The 13,281-nt window shown below is 66.5% G+C and carries 11 protein-coding genes and 1 other RNA gene; 5 read left to right on the forward strand and 7 right to left on the reverse strand.

Features of this window, described 5'->3' with window-relative positions:
- The first annotated feature begins 265 nt into the window (after nucleotides 1–265).
- The 3 genes from ABEA10_RS26615 to ABEA10_RS26625 all read left to right on the forward strand — a co-directional run bounded on the left by ABEA10_RS26615 (nucleotide 266) and on the right by ABEA10_RS26625 (nucleotide 4,583).
- Nucleotides 266–2,263 (forward strand): tetratricopeptide repeat protein, encoded by a 1,998-nt coding sequence (locus ABEA10_RS26615; RefSeq protein WP_345468641.1) that lies wholly within the window; start codon nucleotides 266–268, stop codon nucleotides 2,261–2,263.
- Between the two features lie 915 nt (nucleotides 2,264–3,178).
- Nucleotides 3,179–3,706, forward strand: coding sequence for a hypothetical protein (locus tag ABEA10_RS26620; RefSeq protein ID WP_345468642.1), 528 nt, complete (start codon nucleotides 3,179–3,181; stop codon nucleotides 3,704–3,706).
- The gene (locus ABEA10_RS26625; protein ID WP_345468643.1) at nucleotides 3,687–4,583 is read left to right on the forward strand and encodes a Kiwa anti-phage protein KwaB-like domain-containing protein; all 897 of its coding nucleotides are present in this window, start codon (nucleotides 3,687–3,689) and stop codon (nucleotides 4,581–4,583) included. Before ABEA10_RS26620 ends, ABEA10_RS26625 begins: the two co-directional genes overlap by 20 nt.
- A gap of 129 nt (nucleotides 4,584–4,712) precedes the next feature.
- On the opposite strand, the gene ABEA10_RS26630 is transcribed toward ABEA10_RS26625, so the two are convergent.
- The 6 genes from ABEA10_RS26630 to ftsE form a co-directional block, all read right to left on the reverse strand.
- Entirely contained in the window at nucleotides 4,713–5,141 is a 429-nt protein-coding gene (locus tag ABEA10_RS26630) for a hypothetical protein (RefSeq protein ID WP_345468644.1), read from the reverse strand.
- Between the two features lie 434 nt (nucleotides 5,142–5,575).
- Nucleotides 5,576–5,951, reverse strand: a transfer-messenger RNA (tmRNA) gene (gene ssrA, locus ABEA10_RS26635).
- A 390-nt stretch (nucleotides 5,952–6,341) separates the two neighbouring features.
- Nucleotides 6,342–8,177, reverse strand: a complete 1,836-nt coding sequence (locus tag ABEA10_RS26640; RefSeq protein WP_345468645.1) for a penicillin-binding transpeptidase domain-containing protein — start codon at nucleotides 8,175–8,177, stop codon at nucleotides 6,342–6,344.
- An 8-nt stretch (nucleotides 8,178–8,185) separates the two neighbouring features.
- Nucleotides 8,186–8,659 carry an SsrA-binding protein SmpB gene (gene smpB / locus ABEA10_RS26645; protein ID WP_345468646.1) on the reverse strand — a complete coding sequence of 158 codons (474 nt, stop codon included), beginning with the start codon at nucleotides 8,657–8,659 and terminating at the stop codon, nucleotides 8,186–8,188.
- Nucleotides 8,660–8,808: 149 nt separating this feature from the next.
- Complete coding sequence (gene ftsX, locus ABEA10_RS26650; protein WP_329251757.1) at nucleotides 8,809–9,714, reverse strand: permease-like cell division protein FtsX; 906 nt, start codon at nucleotides 9,712–9,714, stop codon at nucleotides 8,809–8,811.
- Between the two features lie 71 nt (nucleotides 9,715–9,785).
- Entirely contained in the window at nucleotides 9,786–10,484 is a 699-nt protein-coding gene (ftsE, locus tag ABEA10_RS26655; RefSeq protein ID WP_329251754.1) for a cell division ATP-binding protein FtsE, read from the reverse strand.
- Between the two features lie 208 nt (nucleotides 10,485–10,692).
- Here ftsE and ABEA10_RS26660 point away from each other — a divergent pair, with 208 nt between their 5' ends.
- Complete coding sequence (locus ABEA10_RS26660; protein ID WP_285578978.1) at nucleotides 10,693–10,878, forward strand: hypothetical protein; 186 nt, start codon at nucleotides 10,693–10,695, stop codon at nucleotides 10,876–10,878.
- A 47-nt stretch (nucleotides 10,879–10,925) separates the two neighbouring features.
- Here ABEA10_RS26660 and prfB read toward each other — a convergent pair whose 3' ends face one another.
- Nucleotides 10,926–12,047 (reverse strand): peptide chain release factor 2, encoded by a 1,122-nt coding sequence (gene prfB, locus ABEA10_RS26665; protein ID WP_345468649.1) that lies wholly within the window; start codon nucleotides 12,045–12,047, stop codon nucleotides 10,926–10,928.
- Between the two features lie 130 nt (nucleotides 12,048–12,177).
- Here prfB and ABEA10_RS26670 point away from each other — a divergent pair, with 130 nt between their 5' ends.
- Entirely contained in the window at nucleotides 12,178–13,230 is a 1,053-nt protein-coding gene (locus ABEA10_RS26670; RefSeq protein WP_345468650.1) for a DUF8094 domain-containing protein, read from the forward strand.
- Nucleotides 13,231–13,281 lie beyond the last annotated feature (51 nt).

The following is a 13,281-nucleotide window of genomic DNA, read 5'->3' on the forward strand; positions in this document are numbered from 1 at the left end:
CGGCTACGCTGCTGCATAGCCGCAAGCCTCGCAGTGTCTACCAAGCCGGGGCAACTTCACTCTGCGACATGTGCGGGCATCGCGTCACTTCGAAACGGCTTGCCTGCTGCGTCATTTCGACTTGGGCATTCGAGCAAGCGAAGACCGGCCCCGGAACAGCACCACCCTTCGGACGGACCAGTGACCGTTCCTCCACGGACCCGAGCAAAGCACGCACTCCCGGCCCAACAAGCCGGCCTCGAACAGGGAGCGAGGGAGGCGGCGGATGACGTCGGGATGGCGGCGCCTCGTTACAGCGGCGGCGCTCGTACTGATCGTCGTCGCAGCGATCGCGTCAGCGGCCGCGGCGAAGCTACCCCTGCCTCCCGGCTGGGGCACCGCCGCCATCGCCGGTGTCACGTTGGCCGCCGGCCTGCTGCTAGACCCGTTCAAGCGCCTGGCAGGCGAGTGGATCGAACAACCACGCGAGCGACGAAAGGCGCTGAAGGCACACCTGCGGATGCTTGATCGCCGCGGTCGCCCACGCCGGGTCCGCGACTGCCGGCACGCGGTGGCACTCGGCGTCCATCCGGCCACCGACGGTGCGGCGGGGCTGCCACCTTACGTACGCCGTGACGTCCACGAGTCGCTTGAAGAGGCGCTTGCGGCCGGCGGCCTTGTGATCATCGAGGGCCGGTCGGCGGCTGGCAAGTCCCGGCTGGCGTACGAGGCAATCCATGCCTTCGCCCCCGACAGAGGGCTTATCGTGCCCGAGCACCCGCAGGCGCTGAAGGAACTCCATAAGGTCGGGCTCCCACTGCACCGCGCCGTGATCTGGCTGGACGATGTCGAGCGCTATCTCGCCAGCGGCGGTCTGGACAGCGCCGTGCTCGACGCGCTCTGCTCCCGCGACACCGTACTGGTCGCGACGCTGCGCTCCGAGGCGCGCCGCGACCTGGTCGGCTCGGAGCCCGACTCGGCGTTGAGGCGCGCCGCCGAGGAGGTTCTCCAGCGGGCGCGGACGATCCGCTTAAGCCGCGATCTCAGCGCCGACGAGCGTACGCGCGCGGAGCTGCACCGCGCCGATGCCCGGATCGCCGCCGCCCTTGTCCATCCCGGCCAGGTGGGCTTCGCCGAGTACATCGCCGCCGGCCCAGCCGCCCTCGACCGCTGGCGGTCCGCGCGGAATGGCGAACATCCGATCGCGGGGGCGATCATCTCGGCCGCCGTCGATGTCCGCCGAGCCGGGTTCATCGCTCCGGTCCCACGATCGCTGCTGGAGGGGCTTTACGAGCACTACCTGGAGACTCGCGACCGCACCGGCCGTTATCGGCTGCCGTCCTTCGACGAAGGTCTCGCATGGGCCGCCGAGCCGGTAAGAGGCGCGAGCGGTTGCCTCAACCCGATGGGCGAGGACCGCTACTGTCCGTTCGACTACCTCACTGATCACGTCCAGAGCACCGCCTCGATCCGTGACGTCCCCGATGCCGTGTGGGACACCGCGCTCGCCCACGTGGCCACCGAGGCTCTCACTGCCGTCGCCTATGCCGCTTTCCAGGCGGGGCGGCTCACTGTTAGCAAAACCGCATACCGGCGTGCCGCTGAGACAGGGAACACCGAAGCGATGAACAACGTCGGCGTGCTGCTGCTCGGCAACGGTCGAATTGACGAGGCCACGGAGTGGTTTCGCCGCGCGGCGGACGCCGGTGAGGCCACTGCCATGGTCAATCTCGGCAACCGGTTGAGAAGTGACGGCCTGATCGATGAAGCGGAGTCCTGGTACCGCCGCGCCGTGGACGCCGGGCATCACACCGCACTGCACAATCTCGCCATCGTGGCAGAGATGACCGGCCGGATCGACGAGGCCGAGAACTTGTGGCGCCGTGCCGCCGACGACGGACACGTCTACGCGATGAACAGCCTCGCTCTCTTGCTGAGGCGAAGCCGACGAATGGACGAGGCCGAAGCGTGGTGGCGCCGTGCCGCCGACGCGGGCCACACCGACGCGATGAGGAATCTCGGCAACCTGCTCTACGAAACCTGCCGTACCGGTGAGGCCGAAACGTGGTGGACCCGCGCCGCCCGCACCGAGCCCACCGCGGCGGGCAATCTCGGCGACTTCCTTCGGCAACACGGCATGGTCCAGGAGGCGGAGGTGCAATACCGCCGTGCCGCCGATGCCGGTGACGTTACGGCGATGCGCAGTCTCGGCCGCCTCCTCAAGGAGACCGGACGCGTGGAGGAAGGCGAGCAGTGGCTACGACGGGCCGATCCCACCAGTTGATGGGCCAGCCGACAAGAAGCACTAAGCCAAAGCCCTCTCCCCGCTTCAACCCTTGCCGGGAGAATAGCTCGACAAGCAGCGTCCGAACCCATGCTTCGTCAGAGTGATGGGAGAGCAGCGCCGCCCTCCTCCGACAGTGTTCGAGCGCTGCGACTTGGGCGACGGTCGGAACATCTGCCGGTCAGCACCGTACCGTGATCGCCGCGCATGGCTCGCGAGCCAGCGCATTCGCGAGCTCTTCCAGCGCGCAGGAGCCGAACCACACCGCGACGGCTCCCCTCATCTAGGCAACGCCGAACGAAGAGCAAACGCGAGTCGCTCCATTGGCTCTTCCCCACCCACGAACGGCGTGGCCACGGCCGCGCCGGCCAGTTGGTAGACAGCGCGGCGGTCCACGCGGTCGCCGATACGGTCAGGCGGCGGAGACACGAAAACGGCGCTGCTCTCCCGTCACTCTTACGAGTCACGAGCGAACAACGCCGTCAAACCAATGGCCCTCCTCCGACAACAACCCGCGGGGGGCTGTGGGGGGCGGAGCCCCTCACATCGGGGGGTTCCGGGGGGTCGTCCCCCCGGGCCAGCACGCGTGGACCTAACTGCGGCTTACTCGAACACAAATGACCAGGTAATCGCACTGTGCCCGCGATCTTCGCGCTCCTCACCTCCACAACTGGACTAGTCGCGAGGCGCCTTAGGCCTGGGTCGACCGACGACCACCGCACTACCCGTGGCCACTTCGCGACGGAGAAAAGTACGGCTCCAGCGGTCCGCAACGAACGCGCGGCTGCAAGGCTGGGGACGCGCATGACCGACTAGGCCGGCGGTCCCAAACACTCGGACCGCCGCGACCAGTCTTGTCGTAGCCGCATGAGATAATCGAACCTCTGTTCGAATAGCATTCAGCCAGGAGGCGACATGCTAGGCAAACCACTGCTCTTCCTATCAGCCTATGCACCGCTCTTTGCGCTCCTGGCAATTCGCTTCAAGCCGCTCGCGATCATGCTGACGTGCGTTGGCCTGGCAATACTTGGGCTCCTCGCACTACTACTGTTGCTCCGCCTGGACGCACGAGCCACCCCTGGAGCACACCGACTGAAGCAGGTCAAAGACGCGGACGCGGAGGCAGGGGCCTATCTGGGCGCCTACCTCCTACCCTTCCTGACCGTCTCAACACCGAGCGTTCGCGACGCCGCCGCCTATGCTGGCTTCATCATAATTTCTGGCGCAATATACTTGCATTCATCCGTTGTGCAGATCAATCCGCTGCTGTACCTTCTCGGCTATCGTGTACTACAAGTCGTCGACACAAACGATCTACAGGCTTATCTGGTCACCCGGCGACCCGCCCAAGTTGATCAATACATTGTCGCGACCAGGTTCCGCGACGACGTCCTGATCGACCGCACACGTAGGAGTGAGCAGCTTGACTCTGACGGAACCTAACCTCGATGGCCCAGCCACGCTAGTCATCGCTTGGCGTTTGGGTCGCAACGCACATGGGCGTGCTATCAAAGCTGGCGGCGATGTCATGTCGAGCCTGCGCCGATATGCAAGCGTAGCCTTAGATAAGGTCCGCAGCGCCGAGGGGCGTCGCTATGACCCGAACGATGAGCAAGACGAGGAGTGCGCCTACCTCGAAACTGAACGCGAAGAGCTACTAGACACTGCTCTTCTGGAAAAGATTCTCCAAGGCGCGTCACTGCAACAAGCCACTGACGATGATCTTCGGAAGCGCAGCTTGGCGCTTTACGCGCTTGTCGTTGGCGACGACCCAAATCGGCTTACTGCTTTCGTACGCAAAGGCAATCCTGTTCAACTTGCAAAAAAGAACCTAGTCACAGTCTTCGATCAAACCTTAGTGCGCATTGAACGGCCCTTGCTAGCGTTTGATCAGTTCTATGATGTGATCATCTATCCAAACAAAGTTTATGTTCTAAATCAAAAGAATTTCGAAGCCCTCTTCAAGGAAAGCGAAGCGGTTCTCGCGAAAACTTCCGAATGGGCCTCGAGTCTCAGTCAAGCACTTCCGCTATCCGACCAAAGTGTGGAATGGGTAGCGAAGCGGCTAAGAGAGACGTCGGTCATGCGACGCAGAGTACAGAGCATCCTTAAGAGCGACTATCTACGACACCTTACGCCGGACACGCTCCGCGCAAAGATGCAAGAGCGTGGCTTGGATCCGCAGGAGCTGATAGAAGACGGCAATCTCGTAATTAACAAAGAGACCGAAAAGGATGTCCTCTTGCTCCTTAACGAGGATCTTTGGACCGGAGACTTCTCCGGAGAGCAGTACGCCGCGTCTCGCAAGGCGAAACGGTAGACGCTAATAGCGCCCTCGCCAGCTCTGACCTGAAACGTTTCTCACCATCCAACGCACTAAAATTTCGGAGATTTTCGCGCCAGGTATAGCCGCATAACGTCGATGCGAGATTCATTCATGGTCGCTCTTTTATGGTCTCGCTCGGTGGAAGGCCTCGACCGCTTGTTTGATCAGCTCTTTTGCCATGGGGTCGCCGATCGCGGCGGCCTCTTCGGCCTCGCGACCCAGCACCCACGCGCGGGTGGCGTGGTCGCCGTCAGCCGGTAGGCACTGGCGGGCATCAGGCAAGAGGCGTCGAGCGTCCTCATGGGAGGTCGGGCCGTGCGTCGCGTAACTGCGGTAGGTGTTGGCGCATGCTACGACGACGGGGTCGCTGGCTTCTCTGGCTGCCAGCTCCACGATGCGGTACATGCGCGCCGAGTGGATCGGCTCGCCCAGGTCCCATGCGGTCCAGCCGGCGAGGACCGCAGTCTCTCCGGTGAGTTTCGCGAGGCGTGGCCTCAAGGGATCGCGGCCGTTGCCTTCGAGGAGGGCGGTCACTCCTCGCAGGTGCGCCATGATGGCGCGACACCTGCCTCAATGCGATGCAGGCCCACGGCGCGCTGTTCCGAGAACGTCACCGTGTCCTCGTGCAGGCCACCAGAGCCTGCCAGAGCGAACGCGAGTCGCTCCGTTGGTTCGTCCACACTCACGAAACGGCGTGGCCACGGCCGTGCCAGCCGGTTAAGAGACAGTGCGGCGGTCCACGCGGTCGCCGACACCGGTCAGGCGGCGGAGACACGAAAACGGCGCTGCTCTCCCGTCACTCTTACGAGTCACGAGCGAACAACGCCGTCAAACCAATGGCCCTCCTCCGACAACAACCCGCGGGGGGCTGTGGGGGGCGGAGCCCCTCACATCGGGGGTTCCAGGGGGTCGCCCCCCTGGGCAGAAACGACGAAGGACCAGCGGGAAAGGCGACAAAGTCGCCGACCACACCGGTCCCAGGTCCGCAGTGGAGGTGGCGGGAATCGAACCCGCGTCCTTCGGTACCAAGACAGGGCTTCTCCGGGCGCAGCCTGCTTGGCGTTTTCTCGGCCCCGGCGCTCACGCAGGCGTGTCGCCGACGGGCCCAGCCGCTGTTTGGTTTCCCTGTCGTTCCCGCGGCCGGAACTACAGGTGGAGTCTCCTTACGATGCCAGATCCCGGGCCGGAGACACTCCCGGGCTGACAGAGTTCGCTACCTAACCTCAGGCGGCGAGGGCGAACTCAGTGCGCTTAGAGTTGGCACTTGTTGTTTTGCGGTCACAGGATTTACGAGGTTACAACCGCAACCCTCGGCCCGCTTCCCCATGTCTCGACATACCGAAGTCGAAACCGATCACCCCCATGTTCAGTTGTCAACGGGCGCCGAAGCACCCACCACACCGACCGTACACGTACAACACACACCACGCCAACGCGATTCCCGCCACGAGACGATCGGCTCTGGACGATGCGGGGCGGCCGGCCTACAGGACGCCTGTGACCAGCGAGAAAAGATGAGAACCCCCGTGGGCGTGGACTAGGCACACCCACGGGGGCGACCGGCAGGGTCGGGCCGGTCCGGACGGCAGAGCCTCCCCCGAGACGAGGCTCTGGTCTCATCACGGCGACTGAGTCCGCAACCCCCCAAGCGGTGTCTCAGTCATCTGTTAAGACGTCGGTGACCGCCGCGAAGGTTGTGCCCGGTGAGTCAAGAGATCATAAAGTCGCCGATGCCCCGGCCGGCACGGGGGATCAGCCCGGTACGGCCCGCAGGAACCTCGCCGCGACCGCTGCCGCGTTGACCTTTCCCTCGACCGCCAGCGCGAAGGCCACGTTGCCGCGGAAGCCCACGAACCACGAGACCGTCTTGCCCGACCCGTACGGCACCTGGGCGACCACGCCGCTGACCGTGCCCTTGTTGCCCGCCACCTTCGCCGCGCGGGCCGCGCCGGAGGTGACCGAGCCGCGCAGCAACGGCTGGAGCGTCGAGATCGAGTCCGTGTCGAGCGATCGTGGCTGGATCGGCTGGGGGGACGCCGGGTCCTTGACCAGGCTCGGCGGCCGCCAGGTGCCGCTTCCCACCGTCGAGGCGGCCAGGGCCATCGCCAGGGGGCTCACTTCGATGCGGCCCTGGCCGACCATCTCCGCGGCACGCTCGGCGTCGTTCCTCGGCGGCGGCACGCTGCCGGAGAACGCCGGCAGCGCGAGGTTCCACGGCACGCCGATGCCGAAGCGGGCGGCGCTCGTGCGCAGGTCCTGATAGCTCAGCGAGCCGTACAGCGAGGCGAAGGCCGTGGGGCAGGAGCGCATGAAGTTGCTCTGGAGCGTCTTGCCTCGCGGGGACGAGCTGCGGAACACCTGGTCGCCCACCTTGTACGTGGGCGGGCAGGCCACGGCGGCGTTCATCTTCTGGTGGTAGCCCAGCAGTGCCTGCGTGGTGATCATGCTAAAGGTCATGCCCGGCGGATAGTGACCCTCGAATGCCTGGTTCTTGCCGCCGGTCAGATGGTTGGCGGCGGCCAGCACATCGCCGGTCTGCTGGTGCACGACGGCCAGCGACGCGGGCTGGCGCAGCCCCTTCAGGGCGTTCTCCGCCGCCCCCTGCACCCGCCGGTCCACCGTCGTCCGTACCGGCCGGCTCTGGGCACCCGGCAGCTCGTACAGCACCTGGCTGGACGCTCCCGACGGGGTCTGGGCCACCACCTTCACGGTCGGGGTGCCGGCCAGGCGCCGCTGGTCGAGCACCTGGAGGCCGGAGATGCCGATCGTGTCGCCCGGCTGGTACGGCGCGCCGACCTGCTGGAGGAGCTCGGCCGTGGCCGGGCCGAGCTGGCCCACGACGTCACCGGCGACCGCGGGCGCCAGCGGCAGATACCGCGTACGGGCCTGCACGCCGGGCACCTGCACGAGCTTGGCGGCCTCCGCGGCCTGGGCGGGCAGCTGGAGCGTCACCAGCGGCAGGAACTCCTGCGGCGGCGCGGAGCGTACGCGCCCGAGGACGCGGTCCTTGTCCAGGTCGGTGATCGACGCCAGCTTCGCGAGAGTGGCGTCCGGCCTGGCCAGCTGGCCCGGCAGCACACCGAAGACCTCCACCTTGACCTTCTTGGTCAGCGAGTGGCCCTGGGAGTCCTGGACGTACGCGCGCTCCGGCGTCTCGGTGACGACGGCGAGCCGTTCGCCCTTGCCGAGCTTCGGATGGATGATCGACGGGCTCCACACGACCTTCCACTGGCCGCCCGAGCGGTGCAGGTGCATCTGGCTGCCGTAGTCCCAGGGCTTTCCGTTGTCGCCGAGGTCGATCCTGACCTCGAACTGGGCCGTGGCATCGTCGCCGTCCTTGTGCACATGGCCGAGCGCGAGGTGCAGCGAGGCGAGGTCGAGCTGGCCCGGCAGCGCCTCGAGCGCGCCGGCGACCGTCTTGCGGTCGCCGTTGGTCTGCTTGGCGGCGCCGGAGTAGTCGCTGTTCTGCCAGGCCACCAGGAAGTTGCGCACCGTGGGCAGCGGCGAGGGCTCGGCGAACATCCGGCAGCCGGAGACCGCCAGCAGCATCCCGCTCACGGCCGCCAACGCTCCCCGGAACCGTCGCATGACCACCCTCAGCGCCTCTTCAGCCGTGCCGCGAGGGCGCGCTGCATCTCTCGATCGGCATCCCGTTTCGCGATGGCCTGCCGCTTGTCGTACGAGCGCTTGCCACGCGCCACCGCGATCTCGACCTTGGCCTTTCCGTCCTTGAAGTACAAGGACAACGGGATGATGGTGCGCCCCGACTCGGTCGTCGCGCCGCTCAGCTTGCCGATCTCCCGCCGGTGCAGCAGCAGCTTACGTGGCCTCCTCGCGGCGTGGTTGGTCCACGTCCCCATCGTGTACTCGGGAATGTGGACGCCCTCGAGCCAGACCTCACCGTCGCGGATGTGCGCGAATCCGTCGGTCAGGTTGGCCCGGCCGGCCCGCAGTGACTTCACCTCGGTGCCGGTGAGTACGAGGCCCGCCTCGTAGGTGTCCTCTATGTGGTAGTCGTGGCGCGCGCGCTTGTTCTGCGCGATGAGCTTGCGCCCCTCTTCGCGTGGCACTGGAACTCAGCCTCGGTCCTTCTCCCCGTACGGACGGTCGCGGTCGGCCGCGACATCGGGATCGGCCACGACCACCGCCGACGGCGGCGGGGCCGGTACCGATCCCCTCCCGAAGGTACGCGATCTGGCGATCACCGTGCGATCGTGACTCAGATCTTGAGGTAGCGGCGGAGGGTGAGGAAGGACGCCAGCGCGCAGAGGACCACGCCGAAGCACACCGCGAACACGATGACCTCCGCGACGGCGAACCAGTCGAGTGGGGTGGCGAACTGAAGGTTCTTCGTCAATCGTCCTAGCAGGAAGACCTTGGAGAAGCCCAGCAGGATGGCCGCGAAGGCACCGCCGATCAGGCCCGCGATGGCGCCTTCGAGGACGAACGGCAGCTGGATGTAGAGGTTGGAGGCCCCCACCAGCCGCATGATGCCCGTCTCGCGCCGGCGGTTGAAGGCCGAGAGGCGGATGGTGTTGGCGACCAGCAGCACGGCCGCGATGACCTGGATCGCCGCGATGATCAGCGCCGCCCACTGCAGACCGCCGAGGATCTTGAAGAACCTCTCCAGGATCGCCCGCTCGTTGATCACCTGGTCGACGCCCGGGCGGTTCTGCATCTGCGCGACCACCGCGGCGTACTGCTTGGGGTCCTTCAGCTTCACCCGGAAGGAGTCGGGGATGTCGCCGAGCTGGATGGTCTCGGAGAAGCCCGGGGTGTTGGAGAAGCGTTCCTTGGCGCGCTGGTACGCCTGCTGCTGGGTCTCCTGGGTGACCTTGGCCACCTGAGGCATCGACTCCAGCTGCGACTTGATCTGGTTCTTCGCGTCCTGGGTCGGCTCGGTCTTGTGGCACTGGGGGTTCGCGCTCAGCTTGTTGCAGAGGTAGACCGAGACCTCGACCTTGTCCGACCAGTAGTTGTTCGACTTGTCGACCTGCATCTTGAGCAGGACGCCGGTGCCGAACAGCGCCATGGCGATCGCGACGGTGACGACGAGCGCGATGGTCATCGTGAGGTTCCTGCGGAGACCGATCCAGATCTCCTGAAGAACGAACTGTGCGCGCATGCCTCGCTGTCCTTGGTCGTCCGTTATGGGCCGATATAGGGGAGCCTCGATCTCCCAACGGAGGCTAGAGGCTACACGCCTCCGTACGCCTGGCCGTACACGCCACGGGACTGGTCACGGACCACACGCCCGTCTTCGAGCTCCACGACCCGCTTGCGGAACGCGTCCACGATGGCCGCGTCGTGCGTGGCCATCACCACCGTGGTGCCGGTGCGGTTGATCCGGTCGAGCACCTTCATGATGCCGATGCTGGTCGCCGGGTCGATGTTCCCCGTGGGCTCGTCGGCGAGCAGGATCATCGGGCGGTTGACGAACGCCCGCGCGATCGCCACGCGCTGCTGCTCACCGCCCGACAGCTCGTCCGGCATGCGGTGCGCCTTGCCCTCGAGGCCGACGAGGTCGATCACCTCGGGGACGACCTTGCGGATGAAGCGCCGGGGCTTGCCGATGACCTCCAGCGCGAAGGCGACGTTCTCGTAGACGTTCTTGTTCGGCAGCAGCCGGAAGTCCTGGAACACGCAGCCGATGCGGCGGCGCAGGTGGGGGACCTTCCAGTTGGTGAGCTTGTTCAGCTCCTTGCCGGCGACGTGAATGCCGCCCTGCGTTGGCCGCTCCTCCTTGAGGATCAGGCGCAGGAACGTCGACTTGCCGGACCCGGAGGGACCCACGAGAAAGACGAACTCACCCTTCTCGACGGCCACGTTGACACCCTGCAGGGCCGGCCGGCTCTGGCGCGAGTAGACCTTGGTGACGTTATCAAAGTGGATCACGGCTGCATCACGACGTGTCAGTCTAGGGGGTGGGGGACGGAGGCGGCTGAACTTTCGTGGGACAGGCGCCCCGCGAGGGCCTCGCGGCTCGGGGGCCGATTGGCCAAGCAGCAGTCTAAGGGGGACACTGGCATGAAACGTCCAACTTGGGTACACCCATAGGTGCAACCGAGCATTACATGGCCCGACCAACGTGGAGAGGAGCCAGATGAGCTGCGAACATCTGATCTGTGCTCGGTGCGCGGGACCCGTCGTCGAGGGGCGCTGCCCCACCTGTAGAGCCGCACGTGCGGAGGTCCACTACCCCGGGACGTTCGGCATCTCCCCGGTGCTGATCGGCGCCCTGATCCTCGCGCTGACCCTTCTGATCGCGCTGAAGTTCGGGCTGAGCTAGCTTTCGACCGTCCGCGTACGGAACGCTCTCGGGCGGCCCTGAGCTCGTCAGTCCTGCCCGTCGCCGGCCTCCTGGCGGCGCATCCAGCGGATCTCGGCCTCGATGAACTCATCGATGTCGCCGTCGAGCACGGCCGTGGGGTTGCCCGCCTCGACACCGGTACGCAGGTCCTTGACGATCTGGTACGGGTGCAGCACGTAGTTGCGGATCTGGGTGCCCCACGAGCTGGTCGACTCACCGCGCAGCTCGTTCATCCGCTCGGCCTCCTCCTGGCGCTTGCGCTCGAGGAGCTTGGCCTGGAGCACCGTCATGGCGGTGGCGCGGTTCTGCAGCTGGCTGCGTTCGTTCTGGCAGGACACCACGATGCCGGTGGGCAGGTGCGTGATGCGCACCGCGCTGTCGGTGGTGTTGACGCCCTGGCCGCCCGGCCCGCTGGAGCGGTAGACGTCGACCCTGATGTCGTCCTCGGGGATGTCGACGTGGTCGGTCTGCTCCACCACCGGTACGACGTCCACGCCGGTGAACGAGGTCTGCCGGCGCCCCTGGTTGTCGTAGGGCGAGATGCGCACCATGCGGTGGGTGCCGTGCTCGCCGCGCAGCGTGCCGTACGCGTAGGGGGCCTTGACCGTGAACGTCGTCGACTTGATGCCGGCCTCTTCGGCGTAGGAGGTGTCGTAGACCTCGGTCGGGTAGCCGTGCCGCTCGGCCCAGCGGAGATACATCCGCTGCACCATCTGGGCGAAGTCGGCCGCGTCGACGCCGCCGGCCTGGGAGTTGATCGTGATGAGCGCCTCGCGGGCGTCGTACTCCCCCGACATCAGGGTGCGGACCTCGAGCTGCTCGACCTCCTTGCGGAGGGCTCCCAGCTCGCGCTCCGCCTCGCCGCGGGTGTCGTCGTCGCCCTCTTCGGCGGCCAGCTCCAGCAGCACGCCGGCGTCGTCCAGCCGACTCCGCAGGCCCTCGACCTTGCCGAGCTCGCCTTCGAGGTAGGACAGCCGCCGGGTCACCTGCTGCGCCCGCTCCTGGTCGTTCCACAGGTCGGGGTCGGCAGCCTGCTCACGGAGCTCGCCGATGTCACGGCGCATGCCCTCGAGGTCGAGCACCGCCTCGATGCCCTCCAGCATCGCGCCGAGCTCTTTCATCTCTTCTGACGGGTCGATGGCTGCCACGATCAAAAGCCTACCTGGGGCCGGGTCCGCGAGGTACGCGAGCCGCCGCCTGATCGGACTCGCGTTCGGGCACTGGGATTCGCCTGGCATACTCTGCCCCACATCGGTAACACATGATCGGCCGGGGAGCATGAGGACAGCGGTTGCGTCGGCTCTGGCGACGGCGGTGGCCCTCGCCGCGCTGACGGGGTGCTCGGGCGGCTCGCACGAGCAGGCCCGCACCAAGCCTGTGGCGGCGGAGTCCAGCCCCGACACCTCTCCCCCTCCCGTGCCGCTGACTCCCGAGGTGGCCAAGAAGGCGTTCCAGTCGTTCGTCACCAACGAGGACGTCGCGCGGGCCAGCGGCGACGAAAGGCTGGCCCTGTGGTGGACCAGCGAGGGGCAGTCGCAGCTGACGGCGGCGGCGTTCCGCCGGGCGATGACGGCCGGCGACCCGGTGCCCCGCTACCGGTACGGCACCCCGACGCTGTACGTCCCGCGGCTGAAACCGGAGGGACAGCAGTGGTTCGTGGCGAGCGTGCGGCGCAGCCTGGCCAACGGTAAGAGCCCCCACACCGTGCTGATGGGGTTCGTCAAGAGCAAGCCGACCATGCGGTGGCGCCTCAGCCTGGCCACGCTGCTGGACAAGAAGCAGAAGCCACCCAAGATCGCGGTCGATGACCAGGGGTACGCCAAGCCGCTGGCGACGTTCGACACCGACCTGCTGATCCCGCCACGGGACGTGCCCTCCATCCAGGCCACGCTCGCCGAGGAGGGCCCGGGCAACGTCGCGGCCAAGGTCATGGCGACCGGCAAGCACACCACGAGCTATTACATCTCCGACCAGAAGGCCACCAAGCCGAAGAAGGGCTCGGGGCTGAAGGTCGACACGGTGTACGCCACGACGTCGTTCCCGATCTTCCCGTTGGCCACGACCGACGGCGGCGGTATCGTCCTGTACGCGCTGAGCCGCGACGCCGTGTCGACCAAGCCCAAGAAGAAGCCCGGTCACGTGCCGATCCCCAAGGACGCGGCGCCGTTCGTCGCGTCGGACCTCGTGCACAACGAGCTGGACGTGACCCAGACGCTGCAGTTCGCCACGCTGGTGCCGCCCGCGCCCAAGAAGGACACGACGAGCACGGAGAAGGCCGTGATCATCGCCGCCGATGGCGGCACGATCAAGGCGAGCGTGCCCACCAAGTGAGCGAGGGGGTGCCCCTCGGCCGTACGAGGGGCTGCCCCCGCGGGGTCGCGT

The sequence above is a fragment of the Actinoallomurus oryzae genome (assembly GCF_039541955.1).
Taxonomy (GTDB): domain Bacteria; phylum Actinomycetota; class Actinomycetes; order Streptosporangiales; family Streptosporangiaceae; genus Actinoallomurus; species Actinoallomurus oryzae.

Bases quoted from the DNA above. Each gene is read 5' to 3' on its own strand.
- ABEA10_RS26630 (WP_345468644.1), bottom strand. From the start codon at position 5,141: ATGGCGCACCTGCGAGGAGTGACCGCCCTCCTCGAAGGCAACGGCCGC.
- ABEA10_RS26660 (WP_285578978.1), top strand. From the start codon at position 10,693: ATGAGCTGCGAACATCTGATCTGTGCTCGGTGCGCGGGACCCGTCGTC.
- ABEA10_RS26615 (WP_345468641.1), top strand. From the start codon at position 266: ATGACGTCGGGATGGCGGCGCCTCGTTACAGCGGCGGCGCTCGTACTG.
- ABEA10_RS26670 (WP_345468650.1), top strand. From the start codon at position 12,178: ATGAGGACAGCGGTTGCGTCGGCTCTGGCGACGGCGGTGGCCCTCGCC.
- ABEA10_RS26620 (WP_345468642.1), top strand. From the start codon at position 3,179: ATGCTAGGCAAACCACTGCTCTTCCTATCAGCCTATGCACCGCTCTTT.
- ABEA10_RS26640 (WP_345468645.1), bottom strand. From the start codon at position 8,177: ATGCGACGGTTCCGGGGAGCGTTGGCGGCCGTGAGCGGGATGCTGCTG.
- ftsX (WP_329251757.1), bottom strand. From the start codon at position 9,714: ATGCGCGCACAGTTCGTTCTTCAGGAGATCTGGATCGGTCTCCGCAGG.